The 16779-nt window shown below is 55.5% G+C and carries 13 protein-coding genes; 6 read left to right on the plus strand and 7 right to left on the minus strand.

All coding sequences use genetic code 11. The annotated features are described in order from the left end of the window. Positions 1–39: 39 nt before the first annotated feature. Positions 40–1554 (minus strand): catalase, encoded by a 1515-nt coding sequence (locus C8265_RS00700; RefSeq protein ID WP_108482481.1) that lies wholly within the window; start codon positions 1552–1554, stop codon positions 40–42. A gap of 226 nt (positions 1555–1780) precedes the next feature. Continuing rightward, a complete protein-coding gene (locus C8265_RS00705; RefSeq protein ID WP_108482057.1) occupies positions 1781–3070 on the minus strand; it encodes an MFS transporter in 1290 nt (429 codons plus the stop codon). A 206-nt stretch (positions 3071–3276) separates the two neighbouring features. On the opposite strand from C8265_RS00705, the gene ugpB reads away from it, so the two are divergent. From ugpB to ugpC, 4 genes are read left to right on the plus strand one after another with little or no spacing between them, the layout of a single operon-like run. Further along, a complete protein-coding gene (ugpB, locus tag C8265_RS00710) occupies positions 3277–4587 on the plus strand; it encodes a sn-glycerol-3-phosphate ABC transporter substrate-binding protein UgpB (RefSeq protein ID WP_108482058.1) in 1311 nt (436 codons plus the stop codon). A gap of 47 nt (positions 4588–4634) precedes the next feature. Next, entirely contained in the window at positions 4635–5516 is an 882-nt protein-coding gene (ugpA, locus tag C8265_RS00715) for a sn-glycerol-3-phosphate ABC transporter permease UgpA (protein ID WP_108482059.1), read from the plus strand. Between the two features lie 17 nt (positions 5517–5533). Next, positions 5534–6370 (plus strand): sn-glycerol-3-phosphate ABC transporter permease UgpE, encoded by an 837-nt coding sequence (gene ugpE / locus C8265_RS00720; protein ID WP_108482482.1) that lies wholly within the window; start codon positions 5534–5536, stop codon positions 6368–6370. A 3-nt stretch (positions 6371–6373) separates the two neighbouring features. After that, positions 6374–7381: a sn-glycerol-3-phosphate ABC transporter ATP-binding protein UgpC gene (gene ugpC / locus C8265_RS00725; RefSeq protein ID WP_108482060.1), complete on the plus strand. Its 1008-nt coding sequence runs from the start codon at positions 6374–6376 to the stop codon at positions 7379–7381. A 226-nt stretch (positions 7382–7607) separates the two neighbouring features. Here the strand turns inward: ugpC and C8265_RS00730 are convergent, their stop codons facing one another. The 4 genes from C8265_RS00730 to C8265_RS00745 all read right to left on the minus strand — a co-directional run bounded on the left by C8265_RS00730 (position 7608) and on the right by C8265_RS00745 (position 12868). After that, a complete protein-coding gene (locus tag C8265_RS00730; protein WP_108482061.1) occupies positions 7608–8486 on the minus strand; it encodes an ABC transporter permease in 879 nt (292 codons plus the stop codon). A gap of 22 nt (positions 8487–8508) precedes the next feature. After that, positions 8509–9459, minus strand: a complete 951-nt coding sequence (locus tag C8265_RS00735) for an ABC transporter permease (protein ID WP_108482062.1) — start codon at positions 9457–9459, stop codon at positions 8509–8511. A 163-nt stretch (positions 9460–9622) separates the two neighbouring features. Next, positions 9623–11275 carry a peptide ABC transporter substrate-binding protein gene (locus C8265_RS00740; RefSeq protein WP_108482063.1) on the minus strand — a complete coding sequence of 551 codons (1653 nt, stop codon included), beginning with the start codon at positions 11273–11275 and terminating at the stop codon, positions 9623–9625. A gap of 24 nt (positions 11276–11299) precedes the next feature. After that, positions 11300–12868, minus strand: a complete 1569-nt coding sequence (locus C8265_RS00745; RefSeq protein ID WP_108482483.1) for an ABC transporter ATP-binding protein — start codon at positions 12866–12868, stop codon at positions 11300–11302. A 182-nt stretch (positions 12869–13050) separates the two neighbouring features. Here C8265_RS00745 and C8265_RS00750 point away from each other — a divergent pair, with 182 nt between their 5' ends. Both C8265_RS00750 and C8265_RS00755 read left to right on the plus strand, forming a co-directional pair. Next, entirely contained in the window at positions 13051–13758 is a 708-nt protein-coding gene (locus C8265_RS00750) for a cupin domain-containing protein (protein WP_240610931.1), read from the plus strand. 50 nt (positions 13759–13808) lie between these two features. Then, complete coding sequence (locus C8265_RS00755) at positions 13809–15122, plus strand: NAD(P)/FAD-dependent oxidoreductase (protein ID WP_108482064.1); 1314 nt, start codon at positions 13809–13811, stop codon at positions 15120–15122. Between the two features lie 459 nt (positions 15123–15581). Here the strand turns inward: C8265_RS00755 and recA are convergent, their stop codons facing one another. After that, on the minus strand, positions 15582–16652 hold the full coding sequence (recA, locus tag C8265_RS00765; protein WP_108482066.1) for a recombinase RecA: 1071 nt from the start codon (positions 16650–16652) through the stop codon (positions 15582–15584). Between the last annotated feature and the right edge of the window lie 127 nt (positions 16653–16779).

Consider the following 16779-nt stretch of genomic DNA (forward strand, 5'->3'; position numbering starts at 1 on the left):
GTCACGGTTGGGTCGGGGGGCATCAGGTTATTGGCGCGATTACTCGGCCAGTTCGGGCTGTGGTGACAGCTCTTGTGGCGATTTTGCCGACATGCCCATGGCCCGGGCCACCCCTTCGCCGTAAGCGCGGTCACAGCGGGTGCAGTTGTCGATGTGGCGCTGTTTGATGAAATCAGGGGCGTCGCCCATGTTTCGCGCGGTATTTTCGAACAAAACCTGCTGTTGCGCGTCCGACATCAGCTGGAACAGCTTGCGCGGCTGGGTGTAATAATCATCGTCGTCCTCGCGGAAATCGAACATGGCCGCGTCGCCGTTAATCTTGAGCGGCGGCTCGGCATATTCGGGCTGATCGACCCACTGGCCAAAACTGTTTGGCTGGTAATGGGGCAAACCGCCATAGTTGCCATCCATCCGGCCAATGCCATCGCGATGGTTGCTCATCACCGGGCATCTGGCGGCATTCACCGGCACCTGCTGGTAATTCACGCCCAAACGATAGCGCTGTGAATCGGGATAGTTGATCAGCCGGGTTTGCAGCATCTTGTCGGGCGAAACGCTGATCCCGGGGGCAAGGTTAGCGGGGGAAAACGCGGCCTGTTCCACATCCATGTGATAGTTTTCAGGGTTGCGGTTCAATTCGAATTCGCCAACCTCGATCAATGGATAATCGCCTTTGTACCACACTTTGGTCAGATCGAACGGATGCACGCCATAGGTTTCGGCATCGGCTTCGGGCATGATCTGAACGAACATCTTCCAGCGGGGGAAATCGCCCCGCTCGATCGCGCCGTAAAGATCGCGCTGGTGGCTTTCGCGGTCATCGGCAACAATCGCGGCGGCCTCGGCATCGGTCAGGTTTTCGATGCCCTGCTGGGTTTTGAAATGGAACTTTACCCAGTACCGTTCGCCCGCTTCGTTCCAGAAACTATAGGTGTGGCTGCTGAAACCATGCATGTGACGATAGCTTTTGGGAATGCCGCGATCCGACATAAGCACCGTAACCTGATGCAGCGCTTCGGGCAGCAGCGTCCAGAAATCCCAGTTGTTCGTGGGCGAGCGCATGTTGGTGCGCGGATCGCGTTTGACCGCCTTGTTGAGGTCGGGAAATTTCTTGGCGTCGCGCATGAAGAACACGGGCGTGTTGTTGCCCACCATGTCCCAGTTGCCCTCTTCGGTATAGAATTTCAGGGCAAAACCGCGAATGTCGCGCTCGGCATCTGCTGCGCCGCGCTCACCTGCGACGGTGCTGAAACGGGCGAACATTTCGGTCTTTTTGCCCACTTCGCTGAAAATCTTGGCGCGGGTATAGCGGGTGATGTCATTGGTCACGGTGAACGTGCCGAATGCGCCCGACCCCTTGGCGTGCATCCGGCGCTCTGGGATGACTTCGCGCACGAAATTTGCCAGCTTTTCGTTCAGCCAGAGATCCTGAACCAGGACTGGCCCACGTTTGCCGGCAGTCATCGAGTTTTGGTTATCGACGACCGGCGCACCGAAGGCGGTTGTCAGGTGGGTCACCGGACACTTGCCCTTGTTTAAGACATCATCAGACATGATCATCCCTCTCATATACACAGAATTGTTGCGTCACATTAAGCGCGCCATCAAAGATGATAAAGCGACAGCTGTAAAATCATACGCCCCGCTTTTTCAGCCTTTGTTGGCCACCCCTAAAGGATCGCCGCCTTATATCCTGATCGCCGGTGGTTTGACAGACCACAGGATAAAATGAATGAGCGCAAACCAAATGGCCGGAAATCAAAATGCCGGGCAGGCCCGCTTATGCTGTGGGTGCATCGGTCGCTTTGTCTGATGCGGAAGTTTCGGGCTCTGTGCGCGGATCAAGCGCCAGCGCGACAGGCGAAATATCGGGAAGCGGGATGAATTTTTCGCGCTCGCCCACGGGCAGATGGGGGGACGACGCCCAGACGCGGAACAGAACAAAGATGGCATAGCTGATGGCGATGGCCGATTCGAACAGAAAAAACGACGACGGCCCATAGACCGACATCAACCCCGAAGCCAGAAGCGGGCCAATGGTGGCACCGATGGAATACACCATCAACAACCGCCCGGACGCGGCAACATAATATCGCCGCTCCAACCGGTCAAAGGTTTGTGCAACGCAGAGTGGATAAACGCTGCTGATCGCGCCGCCGAATGCCAGAGCCATGACCATCAGCGCCGCCAACGCAATCCCGTTTGCAATCGACACTGACAAAAGCCCCCAGGATGCCCCAACCGCGATCAGAATGCCGGACATGACAATGCGCCTGTCAAACCTGTCGGCCAGAATGCCAACGGGCACCTGAAATCCAAGACCACCCAACACGACAATGCTCATGAACATCGCCGCCTCGCTTACGCTCATCCCGATCTGGCGGGCATAAACGATGGCCAAGGCGTAAAACGACCCAACCAGCATGCCCGCAACACCCGCGCCAATCACGCCGGCCGGGGATGCCTTGTAAATCTCGCGTATGCCCAGAACGCGGATATCCTCAAGGTTGGGTTCGCCCAGCCGTGTCATCGCAATAGGAATAAGCGACAGCCCGATCAGCGCCGACGCCAGCATCAGATGATCACTTCCGCCCACGGGGGCGACATTTACCAAGGTCTGGCCAAAGGCAGTGGCCAGGTAAAAGGCCAGCATGTAAAACCCAAGAACGCGACCGCGGCTTTCATTGCTGCTGCGTTCGTTCAGCCAGCTTTCGATGGATGTTGTCATTCCGGCGATGCAAAATCCATTGATCACCCGCAAAACCACCCAGGCCGCCGGGCTGAAGAAAACATCATAGGCCAGGCAGGTCGCGGCGGTCAGGGCCGCAAAGGCCGAAAATGCCCGGATGTGGCCGATGCGCAGGATGACAAGTTTGGCTTTGAACCCGCCAAAGGCAAGACCCATGTAATAGGCCGCCATGATCACACCGATCAGTGACACGGGATAATCCGCCGCCTCCATGCGCAGCGGCAACACCACCCCAAGCAGGCTGTTGCCCGCCATGAATGCCACTGTCCCGCCCAACAGGGATCTTACCGAAGCAAGAGTCTCGCGTATGTTCTGCGCCATGGTTTGATCCGGTTATAATGTCGCCTATCGCTATAGCCCAATTCGCCCCGTACGGTAACGTGAAAGTGGTTTTGGGCCGCGCACCGGCCTTTCGCGATGGCATCTCAACCATGCCTTATGGGGTTTTACGCCGGACCAAAGAAGGGTTGCAAGCGTATGGAATCACTCATAGTCTGCTGTGAAATTCGAACCAGGGGAGATGAAAGATGACGATCAGAAATGTTTTAATGGGCACCGCCGCAGTCATGATGACGGCCGCACCCGCACTGGCCCAGACCGAAGTTGACTTCTGGCACGCCTTTACCGGCCGCCTTGGTGAACTGGTGGCGGAACAGGTTGAAACCTTCAACGCGTCGCAGTCCGACTATAAGGTGACCGCATCGCACAAGGGCAACTATTCCGAAACACTGAACGCCGGGATTGCCGCGTTTCGCGCCGGTGAACAGCCCGACATCCTGATGGTATTCGAAGTGGGAACCGCCACGATGATGGGCGCCAAGGGCGCGATCAAACCGGTTTATGAGGTGATGGCAGACGCCGGCGCCGACTTTAACCCGGATGACTATATCAGCTCGATCAACGGCTATTACACCACCAGCGAAGGTGAAATGCTGTCGTTGCCCTATAACGCATCCACGCCGGTTCTTTGGGTCAACCGCGACGCCCTGAGCGAAGCGGGAATCGATGCCGATGTTGATCTGTCGACATGGGAACAGGTCGGTGATGTGCTGGGCCAGTTGAAAGAGGCCGGTCATTCCTGCCCGCTGGTCACTGCATGGCAAAGCTGGGTGCATCTGGAAAACCTGTCGGCCTATCACAACACTCCGTTTTCCACCCAGGCCAACGGTTTTGGCGGATTTGATACCGAACTGGCGATGAATGGCCCAATTCAGGTCAAGCATATCCAGACCATGGGCGATTGGGCCAAAGACGGCAAATTCATCTATACCGGTCGGCGCAACGAGGGTGGCGCCAACTTCCGCAGCGGCGAATGCGCGCTGTTTACCGAAAGCTCGGCAGGCTATGCCGGGATCAAGGCAGAGGCCGAGTTCGATTTTGACGTGCGCCCCCTGCCCTATTGGTCGGATGTCGAAGGCGCGCCGCAAAACACCATCATCGGTGGCGCATCCCTGTGGGTCATGGCCGGTCAGTCGGATGAAGAGTATAAAGGCGTTGCAGAATTCCTCAACTTCCTCAGCTCGCCCGAGATTCAGGCGAAGTGGCACCAGGATACAGGCTATCTGCCCAGCACCCAGGCCGCCGCAGACCTGACCGAAGAGCAAGGGTTCTATGCTGAAAATCCCGGCACCGACATTGCCGTGAAACAAATGACCGCCAACGCCCCGACCGAAAATTCCAAAGGCATCCGCCTTGGGTCTTACGACCAGATTCGCGGCATCATCGACGAAGAGCTTGAGGCAGTCTGGACCGGCGACAAAGACGCGCAAACCGCGCTGGATTCGGCCAAGAAGCGGGGCGACGAATTGCTGCGCCGTTTTGAACAAGCCAACCGTTAAAGGAAAAATCCGCGCCCCGGTTTCGTGATCGGGGCGCGGTCTGATTTATGGAAAAGCGCGTCACCTTCAAAGGCCTCTGGTTGCCCCTGCTGCTGGTATTTCCGCAGTTGGTGGTGACCGCTGTCTTTTTCTTTTACCCCGCCGGGCAGGCGGTCTGGCAATCATTGTTCATTCCCGACCCGTTCGGATTGTCGATGAAATTCGTCGGGCTTGGAAATTTCGAATACCTGTTCTCAAACTCTTATTACCGGGCATCCTTTGTCACCACTGCCGTGTTTTCGATACTGGTGACGGTGGTTTCCATGGGGGTCGCGCTGTATCTCGCGGTGCTTGCGGACCGGCTGATCAAGGGATCGGGCGTTTATCGCACGCTGCTGATCTGGCCCTATGCGGTGGCGCCGGCCGTTGCGGGGGTGCTGTGGCTGTTCATGTTCAACACCCGTGTCGGGGTTGTGTCCTGGTATCTGGGCCAGCTTGGCTATGACTGGAACCACGTGTTGAACGGGGATGAGGCGATGGGCCTTATCGTTGTCGCGTCGGCCTGGGGGCGGATCAGCTATAACTTTCTGTTTTTCCTTGCCGGGCTGCAGGCGATTCCGCGCAGTGTGATCGAAGCGGCCGCCATTGACGGTGCGCGCTTCTGGACCCGGTTTCGCACCATCGTCTGGCCGCTGCTGTCGCCAACCACGTTCTTTTTGTTGGTGGTCAACATCGTCTATGCGTTCTTTGAAACCTTTGGGGTGATCCACACCATCACCAGCGGTGGGCCGCAACAGGCAACAACCATCCTTGTCTACAAGGTGTTTTCAGACGGATTTGTCAGTCAGGATCTTGGATCGTCCGCGGCGCAATCGGTTATTCTGCTGGCGATTGTCGGTGTCCTGACAATTGTACAGTTCAAATTCATCGAACGACGGGTGCATTACTGATGTCCGAGTCTTCTGGTATGGTTGAAAAACGCGGGCTGGGTCATTGGATGACCCATCTCGGGCTGATCATCGGCCTGTTGTTCATCTTTTTCCCGATCTGGCTGGCCTTTGTTGCCTCAACCGTGACGCAGCCCGAAATTGTGAAACCGCCCATGCCCCTGCTGCCGGGCGATCAGTTCTTTTCGAACTATCGCAAGGCGCTGGTGTCGGGTGTAAACGCACCTGTGGCGATGATGATGATGAACTCGATGATCATGGCGATGGGTATTGCAGTGGGCAAAATCATCATCTCGTTGCTGTCGGCCTTTGCGATCGTGTATTTCAAATTTCCGGGGCGGCGGCTGTTTTTCTGGCTGATCTTCCTGACACTGATGCTGCCTGTTGAGGTGCGGATCGTGCCGACCTATCAGGTGGCGGCGAATTTTGGCTTGCTCAACAGTTACTCTGGCCTGATCTTTCCGCTGATCGCATCGGCAACCGCCACGTTCCTTTTTCGGCAGTTTTTCATGACCGTCCCCGATGAACTGGCCGAGGCGGCGCGCGTCGATGGCGCCGGGCCAATGCGGTTTTTCTGGGATATCCTGCTGCCGATGAGCCGCACAAACATTGCGGCACTGTTCGTGATCCTGTTCATCTATGGCTGGAATCAGTATTTGTGGCCGCTGCTTATCACCACTGACCCGTCGATGAATACCATCGTCATGGGCATCAAACAAATGTTCCCCTCGGGCGACGATACCGCGGATTGGCCGGTGATCATGGCAACGTCGATCCTGGCGATGATCCCCCCCGTGATCGTCGTGATCAGCATGCAAAAGCTGTTCATCCGCGGCCTTGTAGACAGCGAGAAATAGTAAATGGCGACCGTCAACCTCAAGAATATCAAGAAATCCTTTGGCAAGACCCAGGTGATTCACGGCATCGACGTCGACATCAAGGATGGCGAATTCATCGTGATCGTTGGGCCATCCGGCTGTGGCAAATCAACATTGCTGCGCATGGTCGCGGGGTTGGAAACCATCACCAGCGGCGATGTGGAAATCGATGGCGTCCGTGTCAACGACCGCGAACCGATGGAGCGCGACATCGCCATGGTGTTTCAGAATTACGCGCTGTATCCGCATATGTCGGTGTTTGATAACATGGCTTACGGCCTTAAAATCGCAGGCAAACCAAAGGCCGAAATCGCACAGCGCGTGAACGAAGCCGCCAAACTGTTGCAGCTTGAACCATATCTCGCGCGTCGCCCACGCGAACTTTCGGGTGGGCAGCGACAGCGTGTGGCGATGGGGCGCGCCATCGTACGAAAGCCTGCGGTGTTCCTGTTTGACGAACCTCTGTCGAACCTTGATGCCAAACTGCGGGTGCAGATGCGATTGGAAATCAAACAGCTGCAGCGGCGGTTGGGGGTGACATCGCTTTACGTCACCCATGATCAGGTCGAAGCGATGACCCTGGCCGACCGCATGATCGTGATGAACGCCGGGCGCGCCGATCAGATTGGCGCACCTCTTGAGGTTTATGCCAATCCGCAGACCGAATTCGTGGCCGGGTTCATCGGATCGCCGCCAATGAATTTCCTTGCCGCTGATCTGTCGGAAAATCCACCGGTTAAGGCCGCGACCCTTGGCATTCGGCCCGAAAACCTGCGCGTTGTCACATCACCTGCCCGCCTTACTGGCAAAGTGGTTTATACCGAAGCATTGGGTGCCGAAACACTGGTGCATATCGAACTGCCCAAGGGCCCACCCGCCACAGTGCGCCAGGATGCAACAGCGCCTATGCCCGCCGAAGGCGATCCCGTACATTTGGATTGGGCGGTCGAGGATCAGGTCTTCTTTGACGATCAAGGACAGCGATGCTGATCTGACGTTGGTCAGACATATGTTCATCCGGCAAGGTCTGTTAAAAGTCTGCGCCGGTTTGAATCGTTTCCAGAATGGCGTGTTATGAGATATCAACCGCTGTTTTTAGGCAGAATCCAGAATTCTGGCGCTGAGTAATTGCCACGATTTACACAGGGTCGCGCCCCAACGCGCCCGCAATTTCAGGACACTTGGGGCGCGGCCAAAGAGCGCGCCGGCAGCATTTTCAACCCGGCTCGGTACGCACGTCAAGCGCGTCGCGCAGGCCATCACCGATAAAGTTGAAACTGGTCACCGCAATGGTGATCGTGATGCCCGGTATGATCGCCAGCCAAGGCGCACTTGAAAGGTATTGCTGCGCACCGTTCAACATATTGCCCCAACTGGGTAGCGGCGGTTGGATTCCATAACCCAGAAAGCTGATGTAAGCTTCAAGAAGGATTGCGCGCGCGACAGTCAGGGTGGCGGCAACGATGATCGGACCGGCGGCATTCGGCAACAGTTCACGAAACATGATATGGGTATCGCTGAGCCCCAACATCCGCCCGGCCTGAACAAAATCCCGCTCGCGCAGGGATTTGACTTCGGCCTCGACGATGCGCGCGATTTCCATCCAACTGGTCAGCGCAATGATCACTGTAATCATCACCGGACTGGGGCTGATGAAGGCGGCCAGCGCCAGCAATAGAAAAATCGAGGGAAAAGCGAGGAAGGCATCGACAAACCGCATCAAAACCGCATTGACCCGCCCGCCGTAATACCCCGCAACGATACCGATTACCGTCCCGATCAGCGTTGAGAGCAACATCGCGAAAAAACCGACCAAAAGCGATATTCGCCCCGCCATCAATAATCGCGCCGCTATATCGCGGCCCAACGGGTCGGTGCCCAGATAGTGATCGCCGGTCAAAGGCGGGGAAAACCGGGCGCGCAGGTCGATGAAAAGTTCATCATACGCCAGGAAATAAGGCCCAAATACACACGCCAGCGTTAAAAGAACCAACATTGCCAGCCCGAACAGGGCAAGGCGGTGACGCAAGAACCGCTGCATCGCACGGCTATTCCACCAATGTGAGCTGGCTGCAGGATTGATTGCAGTATTCATTGTGTGTCCTTCCTATACCGGCTCATGCAAGTCTGATCCGCGGATCGATTGCCGCTGCAACCAGATCGGCGATCAAATTGCCAATCAGCACCAAAATAGCCGAAAACATCAGCAGGCCCATGACCACCGGATAATCGCTGTATCCCAGAGAATCGAGGAACAGGCGCCCCATTCCCGGCCAGGTGAACACGGTTTCGGTCACCAACGCCCCGCTCAGCAGATTGGGAAGCTGCATTCCCGCCAGTGTGATCATCGGCAAAAGCGCGTTGCCAACGATATGTTTCATCAACACGCGGCGCTCACTCGCCCCTTTGGCGCGGGCGGTTTTGACAAAATCCTGATTGATCACGTCAAGGGTGGCGGTGCGCATATATCTGCTCCAGACCGCAATATTGACCAGTGCCAAAACAACGCTGGGCATGATCAGGTGATGAAGATAGTTCAAAACCGACTGATCGCCGATGGTGTACATATTGCCCGCCGGAAACCAGCCCAGCTTTAGCGAAAACAGATAAATCGCCACCAGACCGAACCAGAATGTCGGAATGGATAGGGCGATCATCGCGCCCACTGTCGCTGTATAATCAAACACGGAATACCGATGGGTCGCACCACGTATCCCGATCCACGTACCGATCGCGATGGAAATAACCGTGGAACTGCCCATCAAAAGGAAGGTCGCGAACAAATGCCGACCGATGACGTCAAGCACGGGCTGATTATCCCGGTAAGAGGTGCCCCAATCGCCCTGCAACAGCCGCCATGCCCAATCCAGATATTGCACCGGCAACGGGCGGTTCAGGCCCATCTGTTCCGAGATCCGATCCATCGCCTCTTGGGTCATGCCGGGCGTTAGCGCGTATTGCGACAGCGGGCCGCCCGGTGTCAGGTGCAGCACGCTGAACCCTATGATCGACACGATCACCAGCAATATGATGCTTTGTCCAAGACGGTTCAGAATGTAACGGGCCATTGGTATTCCTGTGGTCAAAAAATTCTGATGACGTGTTTCGTAACGTCAATGATCCGGCCGCAAAGGCGGACTAAGGTTCAGGTGTGGTTCACGGTGACACGGGCCCCGGCAAACAGGTGTTCAGATGCCCTGCTACACAGGCAGCAGGGCATCAAATCGGGCTTTATTTATCCCAGTAATAGGCCGCAGCGTGCCATGTATCGATCCGGGTGTTGATGTTGGGCTCAATACCCATGATCCCCTCTTTGTGGCCGCGCACCGTTGCATATTGGAACATTGGCAACATCGGCAGATCGTCGCGGATGATGCTTTGGATCTTGTCATAGATCGGTTTGCGCGTTTCCGGGTCGAAGGTTTGCGCGCCCTCGGCCAGCAATGCATCAACCTCTTCGTTCACATATTGGCCGTTGTTGGCCCCCTTGCCGCCCTGCGCCCCGATGGAATCAGAGTGAAAGCGCGCGCTGACATCCGGGTCGGCACCCGACATGAATGTGATCCCGACAAGCACCGTATCAAACTGTGACATGGTCCAGTATTCGCCCCACATCACCGCCGGTGGCAGGTTCGAAATGGTCATTTCAACGCCGATATCCTTGAACGTTTGCTGGACGAACTGTTGGGTCTGTTCGCGCAGGTGGTTGCCCGCCGTGGTTGAGTTGGTAAAGGCCAAGCGCACGCCATCCTTTTCGCGCACCCCGTCCGATCCGCGCGCCCAACCGGCATCGTCCAACAGTTTGTTCGCACGGTCGATGTTGAACTCATGGGGGGGCAGATCGCCGTTATAATAATACGACTGCTTGGGAAGATAGGTTTCGCTGGGCGTGGGCAGGCCATAATATAGGGCATCGATGATGGTTTGTTTGTCCAACGCGGCATACAGCGCCTCGCGCACGGCCGGATCTTGAAACTGTGGCCGCCCCATATTCAGATAGATCGATTCAATCGTCGCTGTGGGCACGACATTCACAACCTTACCGGGCAGCTTGCTGGCCTCGGCGTAGTTGTCTTGTGAAATATACTGCACCCCGGCGATATCAATATCACCGCTTTTGAACTGTGTATAAAGCACGGTCAGGTCGGGGATATATTTGTAAATCAACCGCTCGATATAGGGGCCTTCGCCGTAATATTCGGTGTTGGCCACCAATTCCAGATGATCGCCAGCAATGCGGTTGCCCCATTTGAACGCTCCAGTGCCGATGGGGGCGTTGTTGAACGGGGCGGTGTTTCTGTCTGCTTCAGGTTCAAGTATGTGTTTGGGAACCATGAATGTTTCGGCCAGGATCGACATGTAGGGCGAAAAGGTTTCTTCCATCCGCCAAGTGATTTCTGTGGGGGAAACGACGGTAATGTCGCGCACCAGATTATGCCCCAAGGTGCGCCAGCTGCGGAAATTTGGATCGACAACCAGTTCAAGCGTGAATTTCACATCTTCAGCAGTGAACGGCGTGCCATCGTGCCATGTTACATCATCGCGCAGTTTGACCCGCCACTCCAAGCCGTCCTCGGACAGGCCGCCATTGGCCACGGTTGGCACTTCTGCGGCAAGTGCGGGTTGGATCACGCCTTGGGTATCGACCCGGAACAGCGGATCGAACAGTGAAAACTGAACGCCATCGTCCACTTCGATTCGTGGCATCAACGGGTTGAAAACGGTGGGCTCCTGAGAAAAACCAACCACGATTTGCCCCGTGGGTGTTTCTGGCGGGGCGGCGTGGGCCGCACTGACCAAAAGATTGGGTGCCAAAGCGCCGGCCGCACCAGCCAGGCCAAGCATCTGCAGAGTTTTGCGCCGTGTGGGATGGGAAAAAGTCATGTTGATCCTCCTGTTTTATCAAGGTTACGCGGTTTGCGCGCTGCGGTTTTCACCGGGAATGGCCGCGACAAGCTGTTTGGTATAATCATTTTGCGGTGCGTGAAAAATCTGTGTCGGCGGGCCGAATTCCACGATCCGCCCGTTCTGCATCACGGCGATCTCATCGCAAATTTGACTGGCAACGCGAAGATCATGGGTAATAAAGAACATGGCCACCTGCGTATCACGCTGAATCTGGGCCAATAGTTCAAGTATTTGCGCCTGGATAGACACATCAAGCGCCGAAACCGCCTCGTCCGCGATCAATAAATCCGGATCGAACATCAGCGCCCGAGCGATGCCCACACGCTGCCGCTGCCCGCCGGAAAACTCATGTGGAAAGCGCCCGTACGCCCCCCGGTCCAAACCGACAAGTTCCAGCAGGTCATATGCCTTTTCACGCGCGACCTGGCGGCCCATACCTTGGGCGATCGGACCAACGGTAAGGATATGGCCAATGGTTGATCGCGGATTGAGCGAGGCGAACGGATCTTGAAAAATCATCTGAATCTTCGGGCGCAACGGGCGAAAATCACGCTCTGTCATTGGCGCAATGTCTTGATCCCCGTAAATCATCTGCCCACTGTCGCTTGCCAACAGTTTGATCAAAAGGCGGCCAAGGGATGTTTTGCCTGACCCACTTTCACCCACCACGCCCAGTGTGCGCCCACGGCGCAAGACAAAATTGGCATCGCGCACCGCCGGGACGACCCGTTCTTTCGAAAACCATCCACCGCCACTGCGATAGGTTTTATTCAGGTTTTGCACCGTCAATACCGCCGGGTAATTTTCAACGGCAACCGGCACATGCCCCGCCTCTTTCAGGCCCGGAACAGCCGCAATCAAGCGTTTGGTGTAATGATGCTGAGGCGCCTTGAATACCTGATCTGCACTTGCCCCCTCAACGACCTGCCCCTTTTCCATGACGATCACGCGATCGGCAATTTCGGCCACAACTCCAAAATCATGAGTGATGAAAAGAACACTCATCCCCTTACGACGCTGAATATCACGGATCAGGTTCAGGATCTGCGCCTGTGTCGTCACATCCAGTGCGGTTGTCGGCTCATCTGCAATCAGAATTGTCGGTTCAAGCGCCAGCGCCATCGCAATCATCACCCGCTGGCGTTGCCCACCTGACAGGCGGAACGGGTACTGACCCATCATCAATTCCGGATCGGGCAACCCAACCTCGGTCAACAGGTCAAGCGCACGGGCGCGCCTGGACTCAGGGGTCCCTTCATCATGCACCGCCATCACTTCGATCACCTGATCGCCGACTGTCATCAGCGGATTAAGTGCCGATAGAGGATCCTGAAAAATCATGGAAACGACCCGCCCACGCAGATTGCGCAGCGCTGGCTCGTCCAATTTCAACAGATCCTCACCCTGAAACAGGATTCGACCGCTCGAAACCCGCATCACTGGGGGCAGCAGCCCCATCATGGCATTTGCCGTGACCGATTTTCCCGATCCCGATTCGCCAATAACGCACAGGATTTGACCCCGCGGCAAATCAAAAGACACGTTGGTCACGGCATGACGGCGCTCCATTCCTGGCGGCAGATCTACCGTCAGGTTGCGAACTGACAGTGCTACACCGTCATCCTGATCATTGATTTCCGGGGTCACCTGAACCTCGCTCTTATGCGCAGCATTTCATTATTGAACCAATTTCACTCGTATAATGAAATTCCGACTAAGCCACGCAACAAATAAGAGGTCAATAGTGAAGATTGCTTGATCTGAGATTGAAAAGGTTCAATATTGAAATTCAGCAGGTCGGCCATCAACCGGTTGCCATTCGATCTGCCATGCCCCGCAATCAATCGCCGGACGTTGTGATGAAACACCAAGATACTGTTGACACGCGCTCTGAATCCCCGCGTGAAATCGGCGCGGCGCTCAGGCAGCTCCGGCATGATCAATCAATGTCACTTCAGGAGCTTGCGAAGAAATCGGGCGTCTCAGTCGGTATGATCAGCCAGATCGAACGCGACATGGCCAATCCGTCGATGCGGGTGCTGACCGCGATCAGACGGGCCTTGAACATCCCTATGCAGGCGATGTTTGGAGATGAAAAAAGCGATGGAGGCGATCCGTCTTTTGTGCGGCGCTCAAAACGTCGTCCGCACATCGACCTTGGTTCATTGCAAAAGGAATTGCTGACATCTGGCGGCAATCACAACCTGCAGATCATGATCCTCACCCTTTCGCCTGGGGGTACGTCGGGCGATACCGCGTTAAGCTACCCCGCCGAAAAGGGCGGATTGGTTCTTGAGGGTGAGTTCATTCTGGCCGTCGATCAACAAGAAGCATTGCTGCAGCAGGGCGACAGCTTTGTTTTCGACAGTTCTCTTGAACATAGCATCCGCAACGACAGCGACCGCACCGCCACAATTTTGTGGGTTATAGGCGCGGTGCAATTTGACCGCCATCTATAGTATTTGCTGCACGGGGCACACGCGCCCTGCCCGATCATAAAGGTTCTCCCATGTCTGACCCACGCGCCACCCTGAAAACGTCACCGTACTGGTGGGAGACCGCGCCGATCCGACCGCTTGACCAGACGCCACTGGAAAAGACAGTGGATGTTGCCATCGTTGGCGCCGGATACACCGGATTGACCGCAGCGCTTACTTTGGTGCGGGCCGGACGGTCGGTCGCGGTTTTTGATCGCCAGCACCCCGGCGAAGGTGCTTCGACCCGCAATGGCGGCATCACCAGTGGAAACATCCGGCTGGGGTATCAAGAATTGGCGCGTCGGTTCGGCGAAAAACGCGCAATAGCCATTGAGGCCGAAAGCAAAGCCGCCCGCGAACATCTTTACCGAATGTTGGCAGAGGAAGGCATGGATTGTGAGTTCCAGCAAACCGGCCGGTTCAGCGGTGCCGTCAATGCGCAAGATTATGACAGTCTGGCACGTGAAGCGGAAAAATTGCACCGTACCTTGGGTATTGAGGCGTATGCCGTGCCGCAGAGCGAACAGCGTCAATATGTCGGTACAGATTTCTTTCGCGGCGGATCGGTGCGGATGGATGTGGGCGGCTTGCAGCCCGCTCGTTTCTTTGCCGAACTGCTGCGCGTTGCCCAGGCGGCGGGCGTTGTCATCCATTCGGAAACCGGCGTCGAAACCATTGACCAGGACCCGACAGGTTTCAAGGTCAAGACCACGCGCGGAACGCTGAGCGCACGCCAGGTTATAATCAGCACAAATGGCTATACCGACAGATCAGATCCTTGGTTGCGCCGCCGACTTGTGCCTGTTCGCAGTCGCATCATCGCCACCGAAGAAATCTCTTCCAATCTTATGAATACACTGATGCCGCGCCAAATGATGACCAGCGACACACGCATTCTGGGTTTCTATTTCCGCCCTTCGCCAGACGGAAAACGCATACTTTTTGGTGGGCGGGATGGCACCTATCATGACGATTACACCAAACCGGTGGCCTATCTGCGCGAAAACCTGAATGCGCTGTTCCCGGAATTGGAACAAACCGGACTGACCCATACCTGGTTCGGCAATGTCGCCATGCACCGCGATATGATTCCGCGTATTTTTTCGCGCAACGGCATGGTTTACGCCACCGGATTTTGCGGGTCTGGCGTGGTTTGGGCCCCTTGGATGGGGCGCAAAGCCGCGCAGAAAATTCTTGGACAGGCGGATGAGGCACCATCGGCATTCGATTTCCGCCCCCCTCGCGCGATCCCGCTTTATGGTGGCAAACCATGGTTCATGCCATTTTTCATGTCCAAATTCCGGATGCAAGACCGGATCAAGATGCGCCGCGACGGCCGGACCTAAACCGTTTGGCGTTTGGCGTTTGGGGGTTCACACATCGCTTGGCTTCTGATGCAAGGTTCCAAACCTTGACCCGAAGAGTTCTGACCAACACGCGGTGGGCAATTTTCGAACCGTATTGCCTGGGGAAACCCACCGATCCGGGGCAAACTGGTGGTGCCCCTCCGGGTATTCATTGAGGCGGTCCTTTGGATCGTTCGCACCAGGGCTCAGTGGCGCGAGCTGCCGGATTACTTCGGCAGGTTGAAGGGAAACATAGAGATAGCCATGCGCTCCTGCAACACAGATCAGAGTTTCAAAGCCTTCATCTTAATTGCGGCAATAACCATTCAGATGCGGTGAACGTTAACAGATCCTAACTTGGTCCGTAAGTAACGGAAACGTGCCGCCCATTCCAAACAGGCGGCACGTATCGAAATACAGCTCCAATCAACTGGGCGGTTTTATCACGAGATGCTATACTCACTCATCAAGCACTGGATCCTCGCTGGAGATGTCCCCATGGAAATCCAGTCCATGCGATGCGCGGATTTTGTCTTCAATCTCAAGTGCCATAGCAGGATTGTCCTTGAGAAATTGCTTGGCATTTTCGCGCCCTTGGCCGATTCGTTCATCACCGTATGAAAACCACGAACCCGCCTTATTCACCACGCCGGCAATGACGCCGAGGTCAAGCAACTCACCGCGTTTTGAAATCCCCTCACCGTACATGATATCAAATTCCACAACCTTAAAGGGTGGTGCTACCTTGTTTTTTACAATCTTGACCTTAGTTTGATTGCCCACGATTTCATCGCGATCCTTAACCGCCCCAATCCGACGAATATCCAACCGGACGGATGAGTAAAACTTCAAAGCGTTGCCGCCAGTTGTCGTTTCCGGGCTTCCGAACATTACGCCGATTTTCATACGCAACTGATTGATGAAAATCACCATACATTTCGAACGTGAAATCGAACCGGTCAATTTGCGCATCGCCTGGCTCATCAGCCGGGCCTGTACGCCGACACTGGCATCTCCCATGTCGCCTTCAAGTTCAGACTTTGGAATCAATGCGGCAACCGAATCGACCACGACAAGACTGACTGCTCCTGATCTTACAAGTGTATCTGTAATTTCCAGCGCTTGCTCACCGGTGTCAGGCTGACTGATCAGCAGTTCATCAAGATTTACCCCAAGTTTTTTCGCATATTGAGGGTCAAGAGCATGTTCAGCGTCGACAAAAGCGCAAACCCCACCGTTTTTCTGCTCTTCGGCAACAACATGCAAAGTCAAAGTGGTCTTACCCGAACTTTCAGGACCATAAACCTCAATAATCCGCCCGCGAGGGAGACCACCGATACCAAGGGCGATGTCCAACCCCAAGGAGCCGGTTGAAATCGATTCAATCTCAGCAATGGGGCTGTCAGAGCCCAATTTCATGATGGACCCTTTACCAAACTGACGTTCGATTTGGGCGAGCGCTGAATCAAGCGCCTTCTGCCGGTCGGTGTTACGCTTGTCTGTCATATCTAAAAGATTTGCCGTTGCCATGTTCAGCGTCCTTATTTCACACTCAAGGCTGTGCGGCAATCATTGCCTTTGTTCACCCCTTGTTCCCGATCTATTTAGGATCAACACATGAACAAATCAACCTGATTATTCCATGTATGTTGGCGGC

Source organism: Oceaniglobus ichthyenteri (genome assembly GCF_003057885.1).
Taxonomy (GTDB): domain Bacteria; phylum Pseudomonadota; class Alphaproteobacteria; order Rhodobacterales; family Rhodobacteraceae; genus Oceaniglobus; species Oceaniglobus ichthyenteri.

What these genes read in the sequence shown, in the direction of transcription:
- ugpB (WP_108482058.1), top strand. Translation starts at nt 3,277, where the DNA reads ATGACGATCAGAAATGTTTTAATGGGCACCGCCGCAGTCATGATGACG.
- C8265_RS00700 (WP_108482481.1), bottom strand. Translation starts at nt 1,554, where the DNA reads ATGTCTGATGATGTCTTAAACAAGGGCAAGTGTCCGGTGACCCACCTG.
- ugpE (WP_108482482.1), top strand. Translation starts at nt 5,534, where the DNA reads ATGGTTGAAAAACGCGGGCTGGGTCATTGGATGACCCATCTCGGGCTG.
- C8265_RS00730 (WP_108482061.1), bottom strand. Translation starts at nt 8,486, where the DNA reads ATGAATACTGCAATCAATCCTGCAGCCAGCTCACATTGGTGGAATAGC.
- ugpC (WP_108482060.1), top strand. Translation starts at nt 6,374, where the DNA reads ATGGCGACCGTCAACCTCAAGAATATCAAGAAATCCTTTGGCAAGACC.
- recA (WP_108482066.1), bottom strand. Translation starts at nt 16,652, where the DNA reads ATGGCAACGGCAAATCTTTTAGATATGACAGACAAGCGTAACACCGAC.
- C8265_RS00740 (WP_108482063.1), bottom strand. Translation starts at nt 11,275, where the DNA reads ATGACTTTTTCCCATCCCACACGGCGCAAAACTCTGCAGATGCTTGGC.
- ugpA (WP_108482059.1), top strand. Translation starts at nt 4,635, where the DNA reads ATGGAAAAGCGCGTCACCTTCAAAGGCCTCTGGTTGCCCCTGCTGCTG.
- C8265_RS00755 (WP_108482064.1), top strand. Translation starts at nt 13,809, where the DNA reads ATGTCTGACCCACGCGCCACCCTGAAAACGTCACCGTACTGGTGGGAG.
- C8265_RS00745 (WP_108482483.1), bottom strand. Translation starts at nt 12,868, where the DNA reads ATGGAGCGCCGTCATGCCGTGACCAACGTGTCTTTTGATTTGCCGCGG.
- C8265_RS00705 (WP_108482057.1), bottom strand. Translation starts at nt 3,070, where the DNA reads ATGGCGCAGAACATACGCGAGACTCTTGCTTCGGTAAGATCCCTGTTG.
- C8265_RS00735 (WP_108482062.1), bottom strand. Translation starts at nt 9,459, where the DNA reads ATGGCCCGTTACATTCTGAACCGTCTTGGACAAAGCATCATATTGCTG.